The sequence below is a fragment of the Streptomyces sp. NPDC029292 genome, assembly GCF_055569295.1.
In genome coordinates this window covers 458,423-482,139 of the sequence record NZ_JBVHXR010000004.1, presented here as the reverse complement: position 1 = coordinate 482,139, position 23,717 = coordinate 458,423, and the positions used below count along the sequence as shown (strand labels likewise).

23 protein-coding genes are annotated in these 23,717 nt (G+C 70.8%); 13 read left to right on the top strand and 10 right to left on the bottom strand.

What is annotated here, in order from left to right:
• Positions 1-56: 56 nt before the first annotated feature.
• Entirely contained in the window at positions 57-833 is a 777-nt protein-coding gene (locus ACZ4WS_RS13265) for a potassium channel family protein (protein ID WP_467979935.1), read from the top strand.
• Between the two features lie 235 nt (positions 834-1,068).
• On the opposite strand, the gene ACZ4WS_RS13260 is transcribed toward ACZ4WS_RS13265, so the two are convergent.
• Positions 1,069-2,691, bottom strand: coding sequence for an MFS transporter (locus tag ACZ4WS_RS13260; protein WP_467979934.1), 1,623 nt, complete (start codon positions 2,689-2,691; stop codon positions 1,069-1,071).
• A gap of 114 nt (positions 2,692-2,805) precedes the next feature.
• On the opposite strand from ACZ4WS_RS13260, the gene ACZ4WS_RS13255 reads away from it, so the two are divergent.
• From ACZ4WS_RS13255 to ACZ4WS_RS13245, 3 genes are all read left to right on the top strand, one after another.
• Positions 2,806-3,447, top strand: coding sequence for a TetR family transcriptional regulator (locus ACZ4WS_RS13255; RefSeq protein WP_467979932.1), 642 nt, complete (start codon positions 2,806-2,808; stop codon positions 3,445-3,447).
• Between the two features lie 268 nt (positions 3,448-3,715).
• Positions 3,716-4,924: an alpha/beta hydrolase family protein gene (locus ACZ4WS_RS13250; RefSeq protein ID WP_467979930.1), complete on the top strand. Its 1,209-nt coding sequence runs from the start codon at positions 3,716-3,718 to the stop codon at positions 4,922-4,924.
• Between the two features lie 75 nt (positions 4,925-4,999).
• Entirely contained in the window at positions 5,000-5,860 is an 861-nt protein-coding gene (locus ACZ4WS_RS13245) for a DUF4429 domain-containing protein (RefSeq protein WP_467979929.1), read from the top strand.
• A gap of 207 nt (positions 5,861-6,067) precedes the next feature.
• Here ACZ4WS_RS13245 and ACZ4WS_RS13240 read toward each other — a convergent pair whose 3' ends face one another.
• Together ACZ4WS_RS13240 and ACZ4WS_RS13235 are read right to left on the bottom strand one after the other, a co-directional pair.
• Positions 6,068-7,084, bottom strand: coding sequence for an aldo/keto reductase (locus ACZ4WS_RS13240; RefSeq protein ID WP_467979928.1), 1,017 nt, complete (start codon positions 7,082-7,084; stop codon positions 6,068-6,070).
• Positions 7,084-7,563, bottom strand: coding sequence for a MerR family transcriptional regulator (locus tag ACZ4WS_RS13235; protein WP_467979926.1), 480 nt, complete (start codon positions 7,561-7,563; stop codon positions 7,084-7,086). The genes ACZ4WS_RS13240 and ACZ4WS_RS13235 overlap by 1 nt, the downstream gene beginning before the upstream one ends.
• Positions 7,564-7,727: 164 nt before the next feature.
• Between ACZ4WS_RS13235 and ACZ4WS_RS13230 the strand changes: the two genes are divergently transcribed.
• Positions 7,728-8,549 (top strand): serine hydrolase domain-containing protein, encoded by an 822-nt coding sequence (locus tag ACZ4WS_RS13230; protein ID WP_467979924.1) that lies wholly within the window; start codon positions 7,728-7,730, stop codon positions 8,547-8,549.
• Between the two features lie 7 nt (positions 8,550-8,556).
• Here the strand turns inward: ACZ4WS_RS13230 and ACZ4WS_RS13225 are convergent, their stop codons facing one another.
• From ACZ4WS_RS13225 to ACZ4WS_RS13215, 3 genes are read right to left on the bottom strand one after another with little or no spacing between them, the layout of a single operon-like run.
• Positions 8,557-9,423 carry a haloalkane dehalogenase gene (locus tag ACZ4WS_RS13225; RefSeq protein ID WP_467979922.1) on the bottom strand — a complete coding sequence of 289 codons (867 nt, stop codon included), beginning with the start codon at positions 9,421-9,423 and terminating at the stop codon, positions 8,557-8,559.
• Between the two features lie 2 nt (positions 9,424-9,425).
• A complete protein-coding gene (locus ACZ4WS_RS13220) occupies positions 9,426-9,818 on the bottom strand; it encodes a pyridoxamine 5'-phosphate oxidase family protein (RefSeq protein WP_467979920.1) in 393 nt (130 codons plus the stop codon).
• A gap of 17 nt (positions 9,819-9,835) precedes the next feature.
• A complete protein-coding gene (locus tag ACZ4WS_RS13215) occupies positions 9,836-10,657 on the bottom strand; it encodes an SDR family oxidoreductase (RefSeq protein ID WP_467979918.1) in 822 nt (273 codons plus the stop codon).
• Between the two features lie 98 nt (positions 10,658-10,755).
• On the opposite strand from ACZ4WS_RS13215, the gene ACZ4WS_RS13210 reads away from it, so the two are divergent.
• Positions 10,756-11,349 (top strand): TetR/AcrR family transcriptional regulator, encoded by a 594-nt coding sequence (locus ACZ4WS_RS13210; protein WP_467979916.1) that lies wholly within the window; start codon positions 10,756-10,758, stop codon positions 11,347-11,349.
• Positions 11,350-11,536: 187 nt separating this feature from the next.
• Here ACZ4WS_RS13210 and ACZ4WS_RS13205 read toward each other — a convergent pair whose 3' ends face one another.
• Complete coding sequence (locus tag ACZ4WS_RS13205) at positions 11,537-12,193, bottom strand: pirin family protein (protein WP_467980001.1); 657 nt, start codon at positions 12,191-12,193, stop codon at positions 11,537-11,539.
• A 95-nt stretch (positions 12,194-12,288) separates the two neighbouring features.
• On the opposite strand from ACZ4WS_RS13205, the gene fasR reads away from it, so the two are divergent.
• The 5 genes from fasR (at position 12,289) to fabF (ending at position 17,306) form a co-directional block, all read left to right on the top strand.
• Positions 12,289-13,494 (top strand): fatty acid biosynthesis transcriptional regulator FasR, encoded by a 1,206-nt coding sequence (gene fasR / locus ACZ4WS_RS13200; protein ID WP_467979914.1) that lies wholly within the window; start codon positions 12,289-12,291, stop codon positions 13,492-13,494.
• Between the two features lie 89 nt (positions 13,495-13,583).
• On the top strand, positions 13,584-14,501 hold the full coding sequence (locus ACZ4WS_RS13195; protein WP_467979913.1) for an ACP S-malonyltransferase: 918 nt from the start codon (positions 13,584-13,586) through the stop codon (positions 14,499-14,501).
• A 13-nt stretch (positions 14,502-14,514) separates the two neighbouring features.
• The gene (locus tag ACZ4WS_RS13190; protein ID WP_467979999.1) at positions 14,515-15,582 is read left to right on the top strand and encodes a beta-ketoacyl-ACP synthase 3; all 1,068 of its coding nucleotides are present in this window, start codon (positions 14,515-14,517) and stop codon (positions 15,580-15,582) included.
• A gap of 76 nt (positions 15,583-15,658) precedes the next feature.
• On the top strand, positions 15,659-15,907 hold the full coding sequence (locus tag ACZ4WS_RS13185) for an acyl carrier protein (protein WP_327428406.1): 249 nt from the start codon (positions 15,659-15,661) through the stop codon (positions 15,905-15,907).
• A 127-nt stretch (positions 15,908-16,034) separates the two neighbouring features.
• Positions 16,035-17,306: a beta-ketoacyl-ACP synthase II gene (gene fabF / locus ACZ4WS_RS13180; protein ID WP_467979911.1), complete on the top strand. Its 1,272-nt coding sequence runs from the start codon at positions 16,035-16,037 to the stop codon at positions 17,304-17,306.
• Positions 17,307-17,410: 104 nt separating this feature from the next.
• Here fabF and ACZ4WS_RS13175 read toward each other — a convergent pair whose 3' ends face one another.
• Positions 17,411-17,905, bottom strand: a complete 495-nt coding sequence (locus ACZ4WS_RS13175; protein ID WP_467979909.1) for a DUF3145 domain-containing protein — start codon at positions 17,903-17,905, stop codon at positions 17,411-17,413.
• Positions 17,906-18,228: 323 nt separating this feature from the next.
• Here ACZ4WS_RS13175 and ACZ4WS_RS13170 point away from each other — a divergent pair, with 323 nt between their 5' ends.
• Both ACZ4WS_RS13170 and ACZ4WS_RS13165 read left to right on the top strand, forming a co-directional pair.
• On the top strand, positions 18,229-19,131 hold the full coding sequence (locus tag ACZ4WS_RS13170) for an SGNH/GDSL hydrolase family protein (RefSeq protein WP_467979907.1): 903 nt from the start codon (positions 18,229-18,231) through the stop codon (positions 19,129-19,131).
• Positions 19,132-19,141: 10 nt separating this feature from the next.
• Positions 19,142-20,116, top strand: coding sequence for an aldose epimerase family protein (locus tag ACZ4WS_RS13165; protein WP_467979906.1), 975 nt, complete (start codon positions 19,142-19,144; stop codon positions 20,114-20,116).
• On the opposite strand, the gene ACZ4WS_RS13160 is transcribed toward ACZ4WS_RS13165, so the two are convergent.
• Together ACZ4WS_RS13160 and ACZ4WS_RS13155 are read right to left on the bottom strand one after the other, a co-directional pair.
• Positions 20,113-21,096 carry a hypothetical protein gene (locus ACZ4WS_RS13160; RefSeq protein WP_467979904.1) on the bottom strand — a complete coding sequence of 328 codons (984 nt, stop codon included), beginning with the start codon at positions 21,094-21,096 and terminating at the stop codon, positions 20,113-20,115. The two genes, ACZ4WS_RS13165 and ACZ4WS_RS13160, sit on opposite strands and share 4 nt — an antisense overlap.
• A gap of 122 nt (positions 21,097-21,218) precedes the next feature.
• On the bottom strand, positions 21,219-23,657 hold the full coding sequence (locus ACZ4WS_RS13155) for a beta-glucosidase (RefSeq protein WP_467979902.1): 2,439 nt from the start codon (positions 23,655-23,657) through the stop codon (positions 21,219-21,221).
• Positions 23,658-23,717 lie beyond the last annotated feature (60 nt).

Genomic DNA, 23,717 nt, shown 5'->3' with positions numbered 1-23,717 from the left:
GGGCGGCGGGGCCATGGGCTCCGCCGCCCTCCGTCTTTCTTTCCTACGATGCGGGCATGAAGCAGCAATCGGCACAAGCCCGTTGGGAGCAGCGCACGCAGCGGCCCCTGCTGGCGCTCGCGGTGGCGTTCGCCCTCGGGTACGCCGTGCCGATCGTGGACAGCGACGCGAGCCGTTCGCTGACGGTCACCTGCACGGCGGTGGAGTGGGTGGTGTGGGGGTCGTTCGCCACCGACTATCTCGTACGGCTCGTACTGGCCCGGCAGCGACGGGACTTCGTCCGCACCCACTGGCTGGACCTGTGCGCGGTGATCCTGCCGATCCTTCAGCCGCTGCGGCTGCTGCGGCTCGTCGCCACGCTGACGCTGGTGGGGCGGCGGGCGCGGATGGCCTCGCAGATCCAGCTGACGACGTATGTCGGGGGCGCGGTGATCGGGCTGCTGATGTTCGGGTCGCTCGCCGTGCTCTCCGTCGAGCGGGACTCGCCGAACGGGAACATCAAGACGCTGGGCGACGCGGTGTGGTGGTCGTTCACGACGATGACGACGGTGGGATACGGGGATCACGCGCCGACGACCGGCCTGGGCCGCATACTCGCGGTCGGGCTCATGCTCTCCGGGATCGCCCTGCTCGGTGTCGTCACCGCCAACATCGCCGCCTGGTTCATCTCCCGCTTCGAGAAGGACGACGTGGAGGAACGGCGCCAGACCGCCGCCATCCAGTCCCTCACGGAGGAGGTACGCGCGCTACGCGCGGAGGTCGCCGCGCTGTCGGGCGCGCCGGGGGCTGTGCCGCACCCTGTACCGGGGGCGGAGGAGGAGCACATGCGCTAGCGGGAGCGGTACCCGGCGCATCGCCCCGCCGACAGGACGGCAATGCGCCGGGTACCCCCGTTCCTCACCTTCGGACCTGCACGCGCTGCCCCCCTCCGGCAGCGCGCCGCAGCTCCGGTCCGTCCTTCAGGTCGTACGGAGGACTTGACCTACTGTGACCTGGGGCGTGCACCGAGCGGGAGGGATCTTTAGCGGAGTCACCCTGATAGGCGAAACCTGAACAAAAACAGGCCGGTCAGATGTGCCCGGCGCCCGCCCCCGCGGCCTCCGCGTTCTCGCCCCGCTTGGTGAGCAGCGCGACGAAGACCGCCACGACGGCGACCCCGGCGGCGACGAGGCAGGCCAGGCTCATGCCGGAGATGAACGTGTCGTGCGCGACGCCCGTGATCTTCTCGGCGAGCGCGGCCGGGGTGTCCTTGGTGACCGGCGCGGCACCGACCTGGACCGCCTCGGAGGCCTGGTCGAGCTGTACAGAGGTCAGCGGCGGGAGCTTGGCGTCCGCCCAGTTGCCCGCGAGGTCGCCATCGACCTTGGAGGCCATCACGGCGCCGAGAACGGCCGTACCGAGGCTGCCGCCGATCTGCATGGCGGCCTGCTGGAGACCACCGGCGACACCGGACAGCTCCATCGGCGCGTTGCCCACGATGACCTCGGTCGCGCCGACCATGACCGGCGCGAGGCCGAGGCCCAGGCCGGCGAACCAGATCGACATGACGGCGCTGCTGGTGCCCGTGTCCAGCGTGGACATGCCGTACATGGAGATCGCGGTGAGGGCCATGCCGCCCGCCAGCGGGATGCGCGGGCCCGTCTTGGTGATCAGGGCGCCGGCCAGCGGCGAGCCCACGATCATCATTCCGGTGAGGGGCAGCAGGTGCAGGCCCGCGTCGACCGGGCTCATGCCGTGCACGTTCTGCAGATAGAAGGTGACGAAGAACAGGCCGCCGAGGAAGGCGATGGCCATCAGGACCATGAGGACCACGCCCGCCGACAGCGGTACGGAGCGGAAGAGCGCGAGGGGGATCAGCGGTTCCCTGACCCGCTTCTCCCAGAAGGCGAAGAGCGCGAAGCCGAGCACCGAGGCGGCCAGGAAGGTCCACGTCAGGCCCGCCCCCCAGCCCCACGTCGGGGCCTTGATGAGCGCCCAGACCAGGCAGAACATGGCGCCGGACAGCAGCGCGATGCCGAGGATGTCGAAGGAGCGCGGCGCGTTCTCGGCGCGGTGGTCGGTCAGGATCAGCAGGCCCAGGACCAGCGCGATGACACCGACCGGCACATTGATGAAGAACACCGACTGCCAGCTGACGTGCTGCACCAGCAGACCGCCGAGGATCGGGCCCCCCGCGGTGGAGGCGCCGATGACCATGCCCCAGATGCCGATCGCCATGTTCAGCTTCTCGGCCGGGAAGGTGGCCCGCAGCAGGCCGAGCGCGGCCGGCATCAGCAGCGCGCCGAACAGACCCTGGAAGACGCGGAAGGTGACCACGAGGGCGATGCTGTCGGACAGGCCGATGGCTCCGGAGGCCGCGGCGAAGCCCACCACACCGATCAGGAAGGTCTGCCGGTGCCCGAAGCGGTCGCCGAGCTTGCCCGCGGTGATCAGGGTGACCGCGAGCGCGAGGAAGTAACCGTTGGTGATCCACTGGACGTCGGCGAAGCTCGCGCCCAGGTCTTTCTGGATGGCGGGGTTGGCGATGGCCACGATGGTGCCGTCCAGGGCGACCATCATCACGCCGATCGCCACGCTGATGAGCGTCAGCCAGGGGTGGCCGCGCAACCCCTTGGCGGAGGTCGGCCCGGAGGGGGCGACCGGGGCCTTGTCGGCCGGGCCCGTCGCGTCGACGGTGGTCTGACTAGTCATGCTTCCGAGGCTAGTGACAGTCACTGACAGTTGACAAACCGATTCACAAGTCGGTAACTGTCACGTCACTCACAGATAGGCTGATCCGGGCGAACGGCGCGGAGGAGACGGATCATGAACACGGCGCCACGGCTGGGGCTGCGCGAGCGCAAGAAGCAGCGCACCCGGGACGCGTTGCTGCGGGCCGCTCTCGAACTCTTCACCACCAAGGGGTACGAGCAGACGACCGTCGACGAGATCGCCGAGGCCGTCGACGTCTCGCAGCGCACCTTCTTCCGCTACTTCGCGGGCAAGGAGGACGCCGCCCTGTTCGCCCAGGAGATCGCGGAGTCGCACTTCATCGCCGCCGTGCGCGAACGCCCGCTCCACGAAGCCCCGTTGGAGGCGCTGCGCCGGGCCGTCCTGGAGGGCTGGGACACCATCGGCGAGGCGGTCGAGGCCGTCGTCCCGATCGAACTGCACATGCGCACCTATCAGTTGATCGAATCGACGCCCGCACTGCTCGCCGCCCACCTGCGCCGCTCCGCGGAGGTCGAGGAGGAGATCGCGCGCCTGATCGCCGAGCGCGAGGGCCTCGACGTGGACCTGGACCCACGGCCGCGCGTCGCGGTCGCCCTGTTCGGCGGGGTGATGCGGGTCACCGAGCGCCTGTGGGGCGCGGGCGAGGACATCAGCGTCGAGGCGATCCGCGCCCTGACCGCCTCGTATCTCGACCATGTGGGCCCCGCGTTGGCGGAGAAGTGGCGCACGGAGTGACGCACCGGTCACGCACCGGTGCCGTACCGCCGGGGTATCACAGCGCACCACTGACGTACCGATGCGCACCGCCGACGTACCGCCGCACGAGCGGACGAATCACCCGCACGCAGCGTCACATCCCGCACACATGTCGCAGGATTTCGCGCACAGAGTGTCACCATTTAACTCAAACTGAACCCGGTTTGCCCCAATTACCCCATCAGAAACGTGATCCCCCTCACTCGTTTAACGGGAGGCACCTCACTTCTCCTAGGGTGTCCTCTCAGTGACTTCCTTCGACACATCCCCCCAACTCAACGTCTGGCGCGCACTGCTCGCGCTGGCCGTGGTGTTCGTGATGCTGGCCACCAGTGGCTGGACCGCGCTCCACAGCCACCGGGGAGCATCTCCCCTCCAGGCTTCGCGCTCCGCGTGGGAGCACGGCCGTATCGCCGGACACCTGCTGCCGGACCCGGACTCCACGCCGAGCCGGCTGGCCCAGTTCTTCGCCTCGCTCGACTCCCACCAGCGCGCCCGTCTCGCCCACCGCTACCCGCTCGCGGTCGGCAACATGAACGGGGCGCCCGTCAAGCTGCGCTACGAGGCGAACCGCATCGCCATCGACCACCAGCGCAAGGTCGAGCGCAAGCGCATGCACGACAGCCGGCTCTCGTCGCTCGGCCACAACGAGGCGGGGCGCCGTATGCACCGCTACGAGGCGCTGCTGCACAAGGGCCGCAAGATCCTCGCCTTCGACCCCCTGGGCTCGGGGCGGATCGCGGAGGTCTTCGGCAACCTCGACAAGGCCGAGCGCGTCTCGGTCGTGGTGCCCGGCGTCGACACCGATCTGCTCTCCTTCCAGCGCACCTACAAGAAGTACTCGGCACCCGTCGGCATGGCGCGTTCCCTGTACAAGGCGGAGCGCGCGGCGAGTCCCGGCACGCGTACGGCCGTGATCGCGTGGGCCGACTACACGGCGCCCAGCGGGCTCGGCATGGACGCGGCCACCGCCATGCGCGCGCAGGACGGCGCGGTACGGCTGAACGCGCTGCTGCGGGCGCTGCCGGGGAGCACGCCGGTGGCGCTGTACTGCCACAGCTACGGCTCCGTGCTGTGCGGGGTCGCCGCCCATGAACTGCCCCAGCGGGTCTCCGACATAGCGGTGGCGGGCAGCCCCGGGATGCGGGCCGAGAAGGCGGCGAACCTGCACACCTCGGCCCGGGTCTGGGCGATGCGGGACTCCGACGACTGGATCCAGGACGTGCCGTACATGGAAGTCGGCGGGCTCGGACACGGCAACGACCCGGTGTCGAAGGGGTTCGGGGCGCGAGTCCTGTCGGCACAGGGCGCGAAGGGTCACACCGGCTATTTCGAGCCGGGCACGGAGAGTCTCCGCAACTTCGCGGAGATCGGCATTGGTGCGTACCGCGCCGTCCACTGCGCGCACGATGATGACGCGTGCCGGAAGGGTTTGTCCGACACCGTGTCGGCCTGACGCGCGTAGAGGACGAAAAACTGCGGTCTGCCCAGGGAGGCGACGGAGGCTTGCGTGCCGCATACGATGGCCCGCATGGGTGACGTACTGGCCGGATTTCATGCCGCCTGGGAGTTCGAGTCCGACTCCGTGCTCATCCGCTTCGAACGGGGGATCCGTACACCGAAGCTGTTCCAGGCACTCGGCGAACGCCGTATCCCCCTGGAGGCGATCGCGGCGGTGACGCTGACGCCCGGGAAGCGCGGCACGGTCGTTCTGCGTGCCGTGCCCAGAGCGGGCGCCGATCCGCTGATGGAGGCGGCCGCGGGACAGCTCAAGGAAGGGTGCGACCCCTACCGGCTGGTGCTGCCCGCCGAGCGGGAGACCCTCGCCGAGTACTACGCGGACGAGCTGCGCGGGCAGCTCACCGAGGACGAGGAACCGGCCGAGCGCTATCTCGTCGCGCCGCCCGAGTCGCCGCTGCAGTTCAAGGCGTACGACGGGAAGGCGACCTTCGACGGCAAGTCGGTGTCCTTCCGGTGGTTCTGGACGGGGGCCTCGTCGGCGAAGTGGAAGGCCGGCGACCAGACGTTCCCGGTCGCCGACCTGAGTGGGGTCGAGTGGCGCTCCCCCGAGGTCTTCGAGGGCCATCTGCGGCTGCTGCGCCGCGAGCCCGCTCCCGCGCAGCCCGCCCAGGCCGACCAGGATCCGGCGGCGGTCCTCTTCGGGCTCGGTTACGGTCCGGTCCACGAGTCGCTGCCGTTCGCTGCGTCCGTCCTGGCCGCGGTGCGTGCCCCGGGGCCGGGGCCGGCCGCTCTGCCCGCGGCCGCGGCGGCGCGCCGCGACCCCGCCGACATCGCCGAGCGCATCCGTCACCTCGGTGAGCTGTACGAGTCGGGGCTGGTGACGGACGAGGAGTTCACGACGAAGAAGGCGGAGCTGCTGGCTGAGCTGTGAGGGGGCGGGGGCGGCAGGGTTGGTGGGGGTGCACCGAAAACTGGATTCGCCCCCTCCGCCCCTGCCCTCCCCCATCGTCCCTGGGGGCTGCCGCCCCCCAGACCCCCGCTATCGGCCTGGACGGCCTCGTCCTCGAACGCCGGACGGGCTGAAAGATCTCACGCCGAACGGGCCGAAAGATCTCACGCCGAACGGGCTGAAAGATCTCTACTCGCGGCCTGCCGACGTGAACGTCATGTCCGCGTAGCGGTCGCCCGCGACCTTGGAGGCGAGGGGCTCCAGGAGGTCGAGCTCGTTCTCGGTGAGGACGATGCGGGTGGCGGCGGTGTTCTCCTCGACGCGGGTGCGCTTGGTGGTGCCGGGGATCGGGACGACGGTGATCCCGTGCACGGCGGCCCGCTGCTGGGACCAGGCCAGCGCGATCTGGCCGAGTGAGGCGTCATGGGCGTCGGCGACGGCGCGTACCGGCTCCAGGAGCGCGGCGTTGGCGGCCGCGTTGTCGCCGGTGAAGCGGGGCATCGTGCGCCGGAAGTCGTCCGACGTCAGATCGTCGTCGGCGTTCGCGAACGAACCCGTGAGGAAGCCGCGGCCGAGCGGCGAGTACGGCACCAGCGCCACGCCCAGTTCACCCGCGACCGGAACCACGCCCGCCTCGATGTCGCGGCTGAACAGCGACCACTCCGACTGCACGGCGGCGATCGGGTGCACGCCCTGCGCGGCCCGCAGCTCGCCGCCCGTGACCTCGCTCAGCCCGAGGTGCTTGACCTTGCCCGCGCGCACCAGTTCGGCCATGACGCCGACGGTCTCCTCGATGGGGACGTTCACATCGCGGCGGTGCATGTAGTAGAGGTCGATCACGTCGACGTCCAGGCGCTGCAGGCTCGCCTCGACGGCCTGGCGGATGTACGCCGGATCGTTCTTGATGATCCGCTTGAAGGGGTCGTCCGGCGCGCTGGAGAGCGCGAACTTCGTCGCGATGACGACCTCGTCGCGGTGCGCCTTGAAGAACGGCGACAGGAACTTCTCGTTCTCGCCGCGCCCGTACGCGTCAGCGGTGTCGTAGAGCGTGACACCGAGCTCCAGCGCCCGCTCCAGGGCGGCCCGGGACTCATCCGCGTCCGACGGGCCGTACGCCCAGCTCATCCCCATGCAGCCGAGGCCCTGTACGCCGACCTCGGGGCCCCCGGTACCGAGCTCCACCTTCGCGATCTTGCCGTCCGTCATCAGGACCTCTCCGACGCCAGGGCCTGCCCGGCGTCCGCATAGAAATTGATCTTGCGGTCGAGCACCGCGAGGGTGTCCTGGAGCTCGGCGATCCGGGCCTGCACGTCCCGGCGGGTCGCCTCCAGGAGTTCGTAGCGCTCGATGTAGGTGTGGTCGCCCTCGCGCACCATTTCCGCGTACCGCACCATGTCGGCGACCGGCATACCGGTGAGCCGGAGCTTGCCGACCAGGCCCAGCCAGTCCAGGTCGCGGTTGCAGTAGCGGCGCTGACCGGTGTGCGAGCGGTCGATGTGCGGCATCAGGCCGATCCGCTCGTACCAGCGGAGGGTGTGCGCGGTGAGGCCGGTGTAGGCGACGACCTCACTGATCGTGTAGTTGTCCTGCCCGTCCGGTCGCCGGTGCGGCTCGGGCGGCCCCGCGCAGCCCTCGGTCCCGGTACCGGTCTCGGCGGCCTCGGCCATGGTCTCCATCACCGTCATGACCACCACGCTAAAACCTTCGAGTGCACTCCAAGCAAGCGGAATCCGGCGAAATTCCGGAGACGTCGTCCGGTCGCGGTGGTTACCGTGCGGACCATGAGTCTCGTACGCCGTGCCGGACCCCTCGATGCGGCTTCAGCTCTGAGGCGCTTAGGCTCGTACGCATGTCCTTGCAGAGCTTGGCGTTGATCGAGAACTGGCCCGTTCCCACGGCCGCGGCGGCCGTCGTCCGTGCGGACGGGGAGGTACTGGGGACCCATGGTCCCGGCGGGCACCGGTTCGCGCTCGCCTCGGTCACCAAGCCGCTCGCCGCGTACGCCGCCCTCGTCGCGTACGAGGAGGGGGCGATCGAGCTCGACGAGCCGGCCGGGCCGACGGGTTCGACGGTCCGTCATCTCCTCGCACACACCTCGGGGCTCGCCTTCGACGAGCACCGGGCGACCTCCACGCCCGGGGAGCGGCGGCTGTACTCCAACGCCGGGTTCGAGATGCTCGGGGACCACATCGCGAAGGCGACGGACATTCCCTTCGGCGAGTATCTGCGCCAGGCGGTCCTCGAACCGCTGGGCATGACGTCGACCACGCTCGACGGGTCGCCCGCCAAGGACGGCGTCTCCACGGTGGACGACTTGGTGCGGTTCGCCGCCGAGGTGCAGGCGCCGCGGCTGCTCGACCCGCGGACGGTCGCCGAGGCGATGACCGTCCAGTACCCCGGTACGAAGGGCGTCCTGCCGGGATACGGCCACCAGAACCCCAACGACTGGGGACTCGGCTTCGAGATCCGCGACTCCAAGTCGCCGCACTGGACGGGCGGTTCGTCCTCGCCGCGGACCTTCGGGCACTTCGGGCAGTCGGGTACGTTCCTGTGGATCGACCCGGCCGCGGGCGTCGCCTGCGTCGCGCTGACCGACCGCGCGTTCGGCCCGTGGGCCGTCGAGGCCTGGCCGCCCTTGACCGACGCGGTGCTCGCGGAGCTCGCGTCCTGACGCCGGCTTACCGCGGGCGGAGGCCGAGCCGGTCCGCCCAGGCCGCTATCGCCGAGGCGATCAGCAGGGGCTGGTCCTCCGGGGTGTGATGCCCGGCGACGGCGTCGGAGTGTTCGATCTCCAGGCCGGCGATGTTCGCCGCGCACCACGCGATGATGCCCTCGTGCATCATCGCCCCCGGCCCGGGCGCGAACGTGAGCAGCAGCTTGGGCACGTCCGAACTGGCCTTCAGCCAGCGGTCGTACGCCTCGATCCTGGCCACGACATCGGCGGGCTCGCCGCCCAGCGGCATCGAGCGCGGCCACCGCAACAGCGGCATCCTGCTCTCGCGGGTCGGGTACGGCTTGCGGTAGACGTCGAGGTCGCCCGGGGTGAGTGCCGTGGCGGAGGTGCCGGGCAGGCCTTGCTCGATGAAGGCGTTGTCGTCGAGGATCATGGCCTCGCCGACGCCGTCCGTCTTGATAGCCCGGAACAGCTCTCGGCCGCCTTCGGGGAACTCCTCCCAGGCCATCGGCTTGACGATGGCCTCGGTGAACGCGATGCCACGCACCCGGTGCGGATGGCGCGCGGCCCAGTCGAAGGCCAGGGCGCCGCCCCAGTCGTGCCCGACCAGGATGACGTCCTGAAGGTCGAGCGCGTCGAACCAGGCGTCCAGGTAGCGGGCGTGGTCGGCGAAGGCGTAGTCGATGGCGGGCTTGCCCGACTCGCCCATCCCGATGAGGTCGGGGGCCAGCAGCCGTCCCGGCCCGACGGCCGGCATGACCTTCCGCCACAGATACGAGGAGGTCGGATTGCCGTGCAGGAAGACGATCGGCAACCCGGTACCGGACTCCCGGTGGTGCAGGGTCGAGTCGAGGATGTGCTGAACAGGCATGGTCAGGGCTCCTGGCGGAGGTTGAGGTGGGTGATGCGGTCGACCGCGATCTCGATGACCACGCGGCCGGGCGGAGCGGGCGGCGGCGTCGCATAGCGCGCGGTGTAGCGGCGTACGCCTTCGGCCACCCGCCCGGGTGCGTCGTACACGGCGGCGGGTCCTTCGAGCGTCACCCACCGGAACCCCACCGCCTGGCAGAGCGCCGCACGCCCGCCCCGCCCGGTGATGAGGTTCCTGACCTTGCGTGTGGTGCCGACGGTCAGGACCCGGGCAAGGCCCGCCGGACCGTCCCAGGTGAAGCGCACCGCGACCACGTGCGGCGAACCGTCGGGACGCAGGGTCGTCAGGGTGGCCACATGCGGCCCGGCGAGGAAGTCCTCGACCGACGGCGTCACGACGGGCACGGTCACGGTCACCGGAAGGCCGCGGCGTTGCGTTCGGCCCAGGCGGCGAAGCTGCCCGGCGCACGGCCCAGGACGTGGGCGACGTCGGGGCTCACCCGCTGCTCGTCCTCGGTCGGTTCGCCCAGGATGGCCAGGGTGCCCTCGACCACCGGCAGCGGCATGAACCGTGCCATCAGCTCGTGGGCCTCGGCACGGGTCTGTTCGGTGAAGCGCACCGGTTCGCCGACCGCGGCCGCGATCGCCGCCGCACGCTCGCGCGGGGTGGTCGGTGCGGGGCCGGTCAGGGTGTAGGTGGCGCCCAGGTGAGCGTCCTGGCGCAGCGCGGCGGCGGCGACCGCGGCCACGTCGTCGGGGTCGACGAAGGGCAGACCTACGTCGCCGAACGGGGCCGCGGCCTCCCGGCCGGTCCGGATCGACTCGGCCCAGGCGAAGGCGTTGGTGGCCATGCCGCCCGAGCGCAGGACCGTCCAGTCGAGGCCGGACTGCTGTACGGCCGCCTCGAACAGGCCCGGGTGCCGGTACGCCTCCGGGCGGGTGCCCACGCCTTGCGTGGACAGCAGCACCACCTTGCGGATCCCGGCGGTCTTCGCCGCGTCCAGGATGCCGCGCGGGTTCTCGCCCGCCACCAGCAGGAACAGCGCCTCCGCTCCGTCGAACGCGGCCTCGAGCCCGGCCGGCTCGGCGAGATCGGCGGCCACCGCCCGCACGCCCGGCGGCACGTCGGCCTCGGTGATGTGCCGGGCCACGGCCGTCACCGGCAGCTGAGCCTCGGTGAGCATCCGCACCAGCGCCCGCCCGACGTTCCCGGTCGCACCAGTCACCACGAACATGTCGATCTCCTCGACTCGTCAGTGAGTTAGTTGACTGACTAACTCCGTGGAACGGGACGCTAGCACAGGCCGACCGGCGGCTGTCTATAGTTAGTCGGGTGACTGACTCAACGGATTCCCGGAGCCCTCGGGCGAAGGCGGGCGGCAAGCGGCAGCAGCTGACGGCCGCCGCGGCCCGGGTGCTGCACGAGCAGGGCGTGGAGCGCACGACCATCGCCGACATCGCCCGCGCCGCCGACGTCCCGGCGGGCAACGTGTACTACTACTTCAAGACCAAGGACGAGCTGGTCGAGGCCGCCCTCTCCGAGCACGCCACACATCTGGAGTCCCTCACCGGCCGACTCGACCAGCTCCCCGACCCGCGCGAACGCCTCAAGGGACTCATCGGCGCGTGGGTCGGCCAGCGCGACATCGCGGCCCGCTACGGCTGCCCGACGGGCACCCTCGCCGCCGAGCTCGACAAGCGGGCCAACGGCGGACTCGACCTCGCGGCGGGCCGTCTCATCCGGCAGCTGCTGGCGTGGGTGGAACAGCAGTACCGGCAGATCGGCGTGGCCGACCCCGAGGCCAGCGCACTGGCGCTCGTCGGCGCCTACCAGGGCATGTCCCTGCTCTCCAACGCCCTGCGCGACCCGGAGATCATGACTCGCGAGGGAGCCCGCCTCGCCCGCGAGCTCGACAGTCTGGTGTGACGCGGGGCTGATGTGACGCGGGCCGAGCGTGACGCGAGCCCGGCGGGACACGGGCCTGACGGGGCGCAGGCCCGACGGAACACGGACCTGACAGGGCGCAAGCCCGACGGAACACGGACCTGACAGGGCGCAAGCCCGACGGAACACGGACCTGACGGGGCGCAAGCCCGGACGACGTGCCGGTGCCTCAGCCCGTCGCCATCTCCCACAGCAGCAGCTCCGCCGGTGTCCCGGCCACCGCCTCCAAGTCCTTCGCCGCCGTGATGCGGGCCGCGTCGCCCGCGCCCAACTCCTCGCCGTCCAGGCGGACTTCACCCCGGACCACATGGGCGTACAGGAAAGGCGCGTCCGGAACCGCCGTGCGCTCCCCCGCCGCCAGGCGCCGTACATGGAGCATGGCGCCCGCCTCCGGGACCGCGTACGGCGTGGAGTCCGCGATGCCGTGGACGACCTCGTAGGACGGGTCGCCGCCCGGCTCCAGGGGGGCCAGCCACATCTGGACGAAGACCAGGGGGACGTCGGCGTCGTTGCGCTCCACGTGGCGGACGCCGCCCGCCGAGCTCAGGCGCTGGACGTCGCCGGGGCGGACCAGCGACTCGTACCCCGTCGAGTCCCGGTGAGTCAGCTCGCCCTCGACGACCCACGTGACGATCTCGGTGTGGCTGTGCGGATGCTCGTCGAAGCCGGCGCCGGGATCGAGCCGCTCCTCGTTGCAGGCGATCACCGCCCCGAAGCGAAGATTGTCCGGGTCGTAGTGCGGACCGAAGGAGAAGGCGTGGAAGGAGGAGATCCCCGTCGCCGGGTCCCCTCCGCTGTAGCGCTCGTCGGCGCGCCGTACGTCCATCACAGCCACCACCGTAGCCCCGCCCCGACGCCGTCCCCGCCCTTACTTGAGACCCGGCGCCGCACGCCTGAGTCCGGATAAGGCAGTCTTGTCCCGTGCCCGAACCCGAAGCCAGCAACACCGAGCGCCCAACGCACGACATCCACTCGCACTCAGCGACCCTGAAGCGCCTGGAGAAGTCGTCCGGAAGTCTCGCCGCTCAGGCCATCGCACGGATGGACGAGACGCTGCCGTGGTACCGGGCCATGCCCCCGGAGAACCGTTCCTGGATCGGGCTGGTCGCCCAGGCCGGTATCGCCGCTTTCACGGAGTGGTTCCGGCACCCCGACGCTCCGCAGGCCATCTCCACCGATGTGTTCGGGACCGCGCCGCGCGAGCTGACCAGGGCCATCACCCTGCGCCAGACCGTCGAGATGGTGCGCACCACCATCGAGGTCATGGAGAGCGCGATCGACGAGGTCGCCGCCCCCGGCGACGAGTCGGTGCTCCGAGAGGCTCTTCTCGTGTACGCCCGCGAGATCGCCTTCGCCACCGCCCAGGTGTACGCGCAGGCGGCGGAGGCACGGGGCGCCTGGGACGCCCGCCTCGAGTCGCTCGTCGTGAACGCCGTGCTGTCCGGCGAGGCCGACGAGGGCGCCGTCAGCCGGGCCGCCGCCCTCGGATGGAATTCCCCCGAACATGTCTGCGTAGTGCTGGGTACGGCGCCCGACGGTGACAGCGAGCTGACGGTGGAGGCGATCCGGCGGGCCGCGCGCCACGCCAAGCTGCAAGTACTGACCGGTGTGCTCGGAGACCGGCTGGTCGTCATCGCCGGCGGCAGCGACAACCCGCTCGCCGTCGCCAAGTCGTTGATCGGGCCGTATGCGGCGGGGGCCGTCGTCGCCGGGCCGATCGTGCCCGATCTGCTCGCCGCGACCCGCTCCGCGCAGGCCGCCGCCGCCGGACTGAAGGCGTGTTTCGCCTGGCAGGACGCCCCGCGGCCGGTTCTCGCGGACGATCTGCTGCCGGAGCGCGCGATCGCGGGGGACCCGTCCGCCCGCGAGCAACTGGTGGAGGAGATCTACAGACCGCTGGAGGAGGCCGGTTCCGCGCTCCTGGAGACGCTCAGCGTCTATCTGGAACAGGCGAGCAGCCTCGAAGGCGCGGCCCGGATGCTCTTCGTCCATCCCAACACCGTGCGCTACCGGCTCCGACGTGTGACTGACGTCACCGGCTGGTCGCCCTCGGATGTACGCTCCGCGTTCACGCTGCGGATCGCGCTGATCCTGGGGCGTCTGGCTGATGGAGATCCCCAGGCCTAACCCTTTGTCGGGGACCTACAATTCCCCTTCGTGTTCTTCGTCCCTGTCCCCACGGGCGGCCGTGGCCGTCCACAAGAGAGAGTGTGAGAGTGCTCGTACTCGTCGCTCCCGGCCAGGGCGCCCAGACGCCCGGCTTCCTGACTCCTTGGCTCGACCTCCCCGGCGCCACCGACCGCCTCGCCGCGTGGTCGGACGCCATCGGGCTCGACCTTGCCCACTACGGCACCCAGGCCGACGCGGACGCGATCCGCGACACCGCCGTGGCGCAGCCGCTCCTCGTCGCGGCCGGACTGCTGTCCGCCGCCGCGCTGGGCGAGGTGGCCCCGGGTGCCGTCGCGGGCCACAGCGTCGGTGAGATCACGGCCGCCGCGTTCGCCGGAGTGCTCGACGACACGGCCGCGCTGCGCCTCGTACGCAAGCGGGGTCTGGCGATGGCCGAGGCCGCCGCGATCACGCAGACCGGTATGTCCGCGCTGCTCGGCGGGGACCCCGAGACGACCGTGCCGCACCTGGAGAAGCTCGGTCTGACCCCGGCGAACGTGAACGGCGCGGGCCAGATCGTGGCCGCCGGCACGCTGGAGGAGCTGGCCGCCCTGGAGGCGGACAAGCCCGAGGGCGTACGCCGTGTCGTGGCCCTGAAGGTCGCGGGCGCGTTCCACACCCACCACATGACCCCGGCGGTCGACGCGCTGGCCGAGGCCGCCGCGGGCCTGGACCCGGCGGACCCGCGGATCACGTACGTGTCGAACAAGGACGGCCAGGCCGTCACGACCGGATCCGACGTCCTCGCGCGTCTGATCGGTCAGGTCGCCAACCCGGTGCGCTGGGACCTGTGCATGGAGACCTTCAAGGAGCTCGGTGTCACCGCGCTGCTCGAGGTGTGCCCCGGCGGCACCCTCACCGGTCTCGCCAAGCGCGCACTGCCCGGCGTCAAGACGCTGGCGCTGAAGACCCCCGACGACCTCGACGCGGCTCGCGAGCTCATCGCCGAGCACAGCGCGGCGTAAGGAGCCCATGAGCATGTCGAAGATCAAGGCACCCAAGGGCGCTCCCTTTGCACGCATCCTCGGCGTCGGCGGCTACCGCCCGGTCCGGGTCGTCCCGAACGAGGTGATCCTGGAGACGATCGACTCGTCCGACGAATGGATCCGCTCGCGCTCCGGCATCGAGACCCGGCACTGGGCGAACGACGAGGAGACCGTCGCCGCGATGTCGATCGAGGCGTCCGGCAAGGCCATCGCCGACGCCGGGATCAACGCCGACCAGATCGGCGCCGTGGTGGTCTCCACCGTCTCGCACTTCAGCCAGACCCCGGCCGTCGCCACCGAGATCGCCGACAAGCTCGGCACGAACAAGGCCGCCGCCTTCGACATCTCGGCCGGCTGCGCGGGTTTCGGCTACGGGCTGACCCTGGCCAAGGGCATGATCGTGGAAGGGTCCGCCGAGTACGTCCTCGTCATCGGCGTGGAGCGGCTCTCCGACCTCACCGACCTGGAGGACCGCGCGACGGCCTTCCTGTTCGGTGACGGCGCGGGCGCGGTCGTCGTGGGCCCCTCCGACGAGCCGCACATCGGCCCGACCGTCTGGGGTTCCGAGGGCGACAAGGCCGGCACGATCAAGCAGACCGTGCCGTGGGACCGTTTCCTCCCCCACTCTCGACTTCGCTCGAGCGGGGGGACCCCCACCGGCGACGTGTCCGAGCTGCCGCTCGACTCCAAGGGCGAGATCAAGTTCCCTGCGATCACGCAGGAGGGCCAGGCGGTGTTCCGCTGGGCCGTGTTCGAGATGGCGAAGGTCGCCCAGCAGGCGCTGGACGCGGCCGGAATCACCTCGGACGACCTGGATGTCTTCATTCCCCACCAGGCCAACGAGCGGATCATCGACTCGATGGTGAAGACGCTGAAACTGCCGGCGCACGTCACGGTCGCCCGCGATGTACGCACCACCGGCAACACGTCGGCCGCCTCGATTCCGCTCGCGATGGAGCGGCTTCTGGCGACCGGCGAGGCGAAGAGCGGCGACACCGCGCTCGTCATCGGCTTCGGGGCGGGTCTCGTGTACGCCGCGACGGTCGTTACCCTCCCCTAGGCACTCCGTGCCGGATCATCCGGTCCAGTACGGAACACCGCCAACCCTCTGGATACACACCGAAGGAGCGCCTGACATGGCCGCCACGCAGGAAGAGATCGTCGAAGGTCTCGCCGACATCGTGAACGAGATCGCCGGCATCCCGGTCGAGGACGTCCAGCTGGACAAGTCCTTCACCGATGACCTGGACGTCGACTCGCTGTCCATGGTCGAGGTCGTCGTCGCCGCCGAAGAGCGCTTCGACGTCAAGATCCCGGACGACGACGTCAAGAACCTCAAGACCGTCGGTGACGCGACGAGCTACATCCTCAAGCACCAGGCCTGATCTTCCGATCACCTGGGCTGAATGCCCGGGTTCGCCCGGGTCAACCGCCCGGGTTCGCCTGGGCTGATGCCCCGCCACCCGGCGGTGGCGCCGCTGAATCCTCGTATCCGTTGGAGAAAGAATTCCCGTGAGCCCGACCAATCGCACCGTGGTCGTCACCGGTATCGGCGCAACCACACCGCTGGGTGGCGACGCAGCCTCTACCTGGGAGGGCCTGATCGCCGGCAAGTCCGGTGTCCGCCCCCTCGAGCAGGAGTGGGCCGCCGACCAGGCGGTCCGCATCGCCGCGCAGATCGCCGTGGAGCCGGGAGAGGTCATCCCGCGCCCGCAGGCCCGCCGTCTGGACCGCTCGGCGCAGTTCGCGCTGATCGCCGCCAAGGAGGCATGGGCCGACGCGGGCTTCACCGACAAGGCCGGTGAGGACACGACCGTCGACCCCGACCGGCTCGGCGCCGTCATCGCCTCCGGCATCGGCGGCGTGACGACCCTGCTCGACCAGTACGACGTGCTGAAGGAGAAGGGCGTACGCCGTGTCTCCCCGCACACCGTGCCGATGCTGATGCCGAACGGCCCGTCCGCCAACGTGGGCCTCGCCGTGGGCGCCCGTGCCGGTGTGCACACCCCGGTCTCCGCCTGCGCTTCGGGCGCCGAGGCCATCGGCTACGCCATCGAGATGATCCGCACGGGCCGCGCCGACGTCGTCGTCGCCGGTGGCACCGAGGCGGCCATCCACCCGCTGCCCATCGCCGCGTTCGGCAACATGATGGCGATGTCCAAGAACAACGACGACCCGCAGGGTGCCTCGCGCCCCTACGACGTCGCCCGCGACGGCTTCGTCCTCGGTGAGGGCGCCGGCGTCCTCGTCCTGGAGTCGGCCGAGCACGCCGCGGCGCGCGGCGCCCGCGTCTACGCGGAGGCGGTCGGCCAGGGCATCTCGGCCGACGCCCACGACATCGTGCAGCCGGAGCCCGAGGGCCGCGGCATCTCGCAGGCCCTGCGGAACCTGCTCGACAACACCGACCTGAACCCGGCCGAGATCGTGCACGTCAACGCGCACGCCACCTCGACCCCGGCCGGTGACGTGGCCGAGCTGAAGGCGCTGCGCAAGGTCTTCGGCGACGACGCCGACCACATGGCGGTCTCCGCCACCAAGTCGATGACGGGTCACCTCCTCGGTGGCGCGGGCGGCGTGGAGTCGGTCGCGTCGGTCCTCGCCCTGTACCACCGCATCGCCCCGCCGACCATCAACGTCGAGAACCTCGACCCCGAGGCCGAGGCCAACGCCGACATCGTCCGCGGCGAGGCGCGCAAGCTGCCCGTCGAGGGGCGGATCGCCGCGCTGAACGACTCGTTCGGGTTCGGTGGGCACAACGTGGTGCTGGCGTTCCGTACGGTCTGATCCGGCCGTAGTCGTACTGAACGGCGTGTGGCCCGAACTCCGAGAGGGGTTCGGGCCACACGCCGTTTTTTGTTGTCGTTCGGGCCACACGCCGTTCGTTGTCGTCAGACCACCTGGTGGAGCCAGCGGACCGGGGCGCCCTCGCCCGCGTACCTGAAGGGCTCCAACTCGTCGTCCCAGGGCTTGCCCAGGAGCTTGGCGAGCTCGGCCTCCAGGTCGGTCTCGCCGCGCTGGGAGCGGAGCAGGGCGGCGCGCAGCCGGTCCTCGGGGATCAGGATGTCGCCGTGGATTCCGGTGACGGCGTGGTAGATGCCCAGTTCGGGGGTGCAGCTGTAGCGCTCGCCCTCGGCCGTGGGGCACGGCTCCGCGGTGACCTCGAAGCGCAGCATCTGCCAGCCGCGCAGCGCCGACGCCAGCTTGGAGGCGGTGCCCACCTCACCCTTCCAGGAGAACTCGGACCGCCAGGTGCCCGGCGCGGCGGGCTGCCGGATCCAGTCGAGACTGACGCGTGTGCCGAGCACCCCCGCGACCGCCCACTCGACATGCGGGCACAGCGCGCGGGGCGCGGAGTGCACGTAGAGAACTCCACGTGTCGTCACTGGGGCCTCCGGACAGAGCGAGACATCTTGTAACTTAGCGGAACGGCAGTGGCAGGGCGGCCACGGGGCGAGGCTACCGTGCGGCGGCGCAAGGAGTGTGACGTACCGTCGGTCCCAGCGCCGAGAAACACGGAGGTTTCACCCGGCGGGATGCGTTCCGGAGTCCCGGGCCGGGGGTCCGGGGGTTATCCCCCGGGAAAACACAGCCACCCGCAGGGACGCGGCACTGACCGACCGTGTCCGGCGGGATACGTCCGCGACTCCCGGCCGGGGTCCGGGGGTCGCCCCCGGAAAACACAGCCAACGAACGAGGGGACCAGGGGATGCGTAACCGCAGTCACCGTTCACGGGCCGTCCTCGCCATCGCGGCGGCGGCTCTTCTGTGCGTCGCCGGGTGCGACGCCTCCGGTGGCAATTCCCCCGCGCCACAGGGCACCACGGCGAAGGCGGGGCCCTCTCCGAAGCCCACGCCCACCTGGGACCGCAGCCCGGAGTCCGTGGCCGCGGTCGGCGACTCGATCACGCGCGGGTTCGACGCGTGTGCCGTGCTGTCCGACTGCCCCGAGGTGTCCTGGGCGACCGGCAGCGACACGAAGGTCCAAAGTCTCGCGGTACGGCTGCTCGGCAAAGCCGGGGCCGCGCAGCGCAGTTGGAACTACGCGGTGACCGGCGCGCGGATGGCGGACCTGCCCGGCCAGATGGCGCAGGCGGCGACCAAGAAGCCGGAGCTGGTGACGGTGATGGCGGGCGCCAACGACGCCTGCCGCTCCTCGGCGAAGGCGATGACCTCCGTCGACGACTTCCGCACCGAGTTCGAAGACGCGATGGACACGCTGCGCAGCGCCCTGCCCAAGACCCAGGTGTACGTGTCGAGCGTGCCGGACCTGAAGCGGCTCTGGTCCCAGGGGCGCACCAACCCGCTGGGCAAGCAGGTCTGGAAGCTGGGCATCTGCCCCTCGATGCTGGGCAACCCGGACGCCCTGGGCTCGGCGGCGACCCGGCGGCGCGCCAAGGTGCAGGACCGGGTGGAGGCGTACAACACGGTCCTGCAGGACGTGTGCGCCAAGGACCGGCGCTGCCGCTTCGACGGGGGCGCCGTCTTCGACTACCGCTTCGGGACGGATCAGCTGAGCCACTGGGACTGGTTCCACCCGAGCAAGGACGGTCAGGCCCGACTGGCTGAGATCGCGTACCGCACCGTCACGTCGAGCAAGCCCGTGACCTAGGGTTTCACGCATGAGCGAACTTTTCGGCACACTTTCCAACGGCACCCCCGTCCATCGCTGGACGCTGGAGAGAGCCGGAGTGCGGGTGCGTGTGCTCACCTACGGCGGGATCGTGCAGTCGGCCGAGGTCCCGGACCGGGCCGGGCGGGCCGTCGACGTGGTACTGGGGTTCCCGGACCTGGCGGGTTATCTCGCCCATCCGGAGCCGTTCTTCGGTGCGTTGGCCGGGCGGTACGCGAACCGGATCGCGGGCGGCCGCTTCCCGCTCGACGGTCTGACGTACCACCTCGCCCGGAACAACCCGCCCAACACCCTGCACGGCGGCGAGTTCGGCTTCGACAAGCGTGTGTGGGACGCGGAGCCGGTCGAGCACGGGGTGCGGCTCACCCGGGTCAGCCCGCACGGCGAGGAGGGCTTCCCGGGCCGCCTGGAGGTCTCGGCGACGTACACGCTCGACGAGCACGGCGCGCTGCGGATCGGGTACGAGGCGGTCACCGACGCGCCGACCGTGGTGAACCTGACGAACCACACGTACTGGAACCTGAGCGGTTCGGGGAACGCGGGCGGGCACGAACTCCGCCTCGCCGCCTCGCGGTTCACACCGGTGGACGCGGATCTCATCCCGACCGGGGAGTTCGCCCCCGTCGAGGGCACGCGCTTCGACTTCCGGCAGGCGCGGAAGGTCGGCGCCGGGTACGACCAGAACTTCGTGCTCGACAAGGGGCTGACGGCGACCGCGGTCGAGGTGGCCGAGCTGCACGACCCCGCCTCCGGACGCGTGCTGACCGTGGCCACCTCCGAACCCGGGCTCCAGCTCTACACCGCGGACCACCTCGACGCCTCGCTGCCCTTCGCCCCCGGCGACGGCATCGCGCTGGAGACCCAGCACTTCCCCGACTCCCCGAACCGGCCGGAGTTTCCGAGCACGGAGCTGCGGCCGGGCGGGGTGTACAAGTCGGAGACCGTGTACGGGTTCTCCGGCTAGGAGTTCTCGCCGCGCATCCGCTTGGTCGCCTTGCCCAGTACGGACATGGCGCCCAGGCAGATCGCGGTGACGCCGCCGCCGACGGCGATGGGGAGCGGGTCGAAGCCCTTGATCCCGTTGAACAGGATCAGGGCCCCGAGCCCCATGATGATCGAGTACAGACTCTGGCCGACCCTGGCGCCGGCCGGGATGACCTGGAGCAGCTGCGGGATGGTCGTCGCCGCGGCGATCCCCATGCCCAGCGGGATGAACGCGGCGAGCATCAGCCCGCCGAAGCCGAACGAGTTCCCGTACGCGCCCCAGTCGGCGCCCTTGACGAGCAGATAGCCGGCGGCGCCCAGGGACAGCAGGACGAGGACGCCGTTGACGTACGCGGCCTGCGTGGCCGCCTTGCGGGCGCTCGGCAGATGCGCGGCCGGGGAGCGCCAGGCGTCCGGGGTGAGCCGGCGCAGCTGCTCCTTGAGGCCCCTCGCCTTCATCATGGAGAGGACGCCGACGACCAGGCCGACGAGGCCGAGCGCGGTACCGGCGAAGCCGATCGGCTTCTCGGTGATGCCGTAGTGGGCGCCGCCGAAGGTCAGCGGGATACCCAGGACGAAGCCGAACGCATAGACCTTGCTGGCCTGCTGGATCTTCAGCACCAGCTCGCGCTGGCCCGCGCTCAGATTCGGGTCGAGCCTCATCTGGCCTTCGCCGAGGTGCTGTTGGGGGGCCATCGACTGCTGAGGCTGCTGAGGCTGCTGCTGCGGGAACGGCTGGTACGGCTGCTGGGGGTATCCCTGCTGGGGCGGGTACGGAGCCTGTTGTTGAGGCGGGTACGGAGCCTGCTGCTGGGGCGGGTACGGAGCCTGCTGCTGGGGCGGGTAATAGGGCTGCTGCCCCTGATACGGGCCCTGCTGGCCGCCGTACGCGCCCTGCTGCCCCTGGTACGGGCCGCCCTGCGGCGGCGGGTACTGACCTTGCTGCTGACCTGGATACATGCACTCTCCCCCGAACCGGCGTGTGTCGGCCCGCGAGTCTGCCATATGCGGCTGAGGCGGCGAGCCCCGGTCCGGATGTCAGGTTCCGGACCGGGGCTGGTTTTTGGGGTGCCTACCGCTGGCTATGCCTCGATGATCGTGCTCAGTCGGCGGTCCACAAGGGAACGACCTGCCTGAACCTCGTACGAACCCTTCACAAACGCCCACGCGTTCGCGTTCTCGTCCCAGACCTCGAAGGCGCGGCGCGGGAGTTCGACGACGGCCTCGGCACTCTCGCCCGGAGCCGCCTCGACCGCCGCGAAGCCCACGAGCCGGCGGGCGGGCCGCTCGGAGTCGGCCTCCACCGGGGCCAGATACACCTGGACGACCTCGCGCCCGGCGCGCTCACCGGAGTTGCGGACGCGGACCGTGACGGTCGTCCCGTCGGCCTCGATCGCCTCGTATGTCCAGTCGGTGTAGCCGAGGCCGTGCCCGAAGGGGTACGAGGGGGTGGCGCCCGCCCGCTCCCAGGCGCGGTAGCCGATGAACACGCCTTCGGTGTACAGAAGTTCGCCGTCGGCCGGGACCACCCGGGTGACCGGGGCGGCCGTGAAGGAACCCCATGTCGTGGGCAGGCGCCCGCCCGGCTCGTACGCGCCCGTGAGGACGTCGGCGAGGGCGGCGCCGCCCTCCTGGCCGGGGAACCAGCTCAGCAGCACGGCCGCGACCTCGTCGCGCCACGGCAGTTCCACCGGGGAGCCGGAGTTGACGACCACGACGGTGTTCGGGTTGGCGGCGGCGACGGCGTGGACCAACTCGTCCTGGCGGCCGGGGAGTCGGAGGTCCTTGCGGTCGAAGCCCTCGGACTCCACACGGTCGGTGGTGGCGACCACGACGACGGCGGTGTCGGCGGCGCGGGCCGCCTCGACGGCCTCGGCGATCAGCTCGTCGGGGTCGCGCTGCGGGCCTTGGTGGGCGAGCGCGAAGCCGATGACCTTCAGCGGGATGCCCCCGGGGAGGGTGACGACGTGGCTGAGGGAGACGTCCACCGGCTCGCCCACGGCCAGTTCGGCCTCGGCGCGGGACACCGGGGCGCCGAAGAACGTCGCGAAGGGGTCGTCCTTGTCGGTGCGCTGGACGTCGTCGAAGTACGTCGTGCCGTCGATAGTGAGGGTGAACGCGCCGAGGCCCTTGATGCCGAAGGTGTGCGGGCCGCTCTCGCGCGGGGTGAAGGTGCCGGTCAGCTCGACGGTGTGGAGGGTGTCGTGAGTGACCCCCTCGGGGAGGTCGTCGCCCATCCACTGGATCTGCCCGTTGGGCGCCGAGCCGCTGCCGATGACCTCGCCGTTCGCGTCGCGGCACACGGCGCGCAGCTCGAACCCCTTGTCGGCGACGGCGAGTTCCTCGTTCGGGTCGGCGCCGACGGCGTACGTCAGGCTGCCCTCGGGGAGGGCGGCGCCGAGGCCGTCGAGGGGCGAGACGACGCGGGAGGGGAAGACGGTGGCGGAGCCGCCGCCGAGGACGCGGGCGTCGCGGGCGGCGGCGCCGATGAGGGCGACCGTTCCGGGCTTGAGGGGGAGCGCGCCGTTCTCGTTGCGCACGAGGACGAAGGAGCGGCGGGCGATCTCGCGGGCCAGGGCCTCGCCGTCCACCGTCTCCGGCAGCTCGGTCACGACCGGTTCGGCGCCCTCCAGGATGCCGACGCGGGCGGCGAGGCGCAGCACGTTGCGTACGGCCTCGTCGACCGTGGCCTCCGCGACCCTGCCGTCCCGGACGGCTGCCGCGAGCGCCTCGCCGTACACGGTGAGCGGGCCGGGCATGGCGACGTCGAGGCCGCCCTCGATGGCGCCGACGGTCGAGCGGGCGGCCGTCCAGTCGGAGACGTTGAAGCCGTCGAAGCCCCATTCGCCGCGCAGGATCTCGTTCACCAGGTAGCGGTGCTCGGTCATCGTGATGCCGTTGACCGTGTTGTAGGCGGTCATGATGCCCCACGGGTGGGCGTTCTCGACGATGGCTTCGAAGGGCGCCAAGTAGATCTCGCGCAGGGTGCGTTCGGAGACCAGGTTGTTCACCGTGAAGCGGTCGGTCTCGGCGTCGTTGGCGACGAAGTGCTTGACGGTGGTGCCGACGCCGCCGGACTGCACGCCCTGTACATAGCCGGTACCGATCTCGCCGGTCAGGTACGGGTCCTCGCTGTACGCCTCGAAGTGGCGGCCGCCGAGCGGGGAGCGGTGCAGGTTGACGGTGGGCGCGAGCAGCACGTGCACGTTCTTGCGGCGGGCCTCCTGGGCGAGGAGGGCGCCGGCGCGGCGGGCGAGGGCCGGGTCCCAGGTGGCGGCGAGCGCGGTCGGGGACGGGAGCGCGATGGAGGGGTCGTCGGCGGTCCAGTGCACGCCGCGGACGCCGATCGGGCCGTCGGACATGACCAGGGACTTCAGCCCGATCTCGGGGAGCGCCGGCAGCGACCACATGCCCTGGCCCGACAGCAGCCGCGCCTTCGCGTCCAGGCCGAGCTTGCCGAGGGCCGCCTCGACGACCGCCTCGCGGGCAAGGTCGGCCGGGGTGGAATGGGTTCCCGCCATCGCGGTGCCTCCTCATTGAAGTCCGTGGTGTTCCTCCATCCTGCACCTGGTACCTGTAGA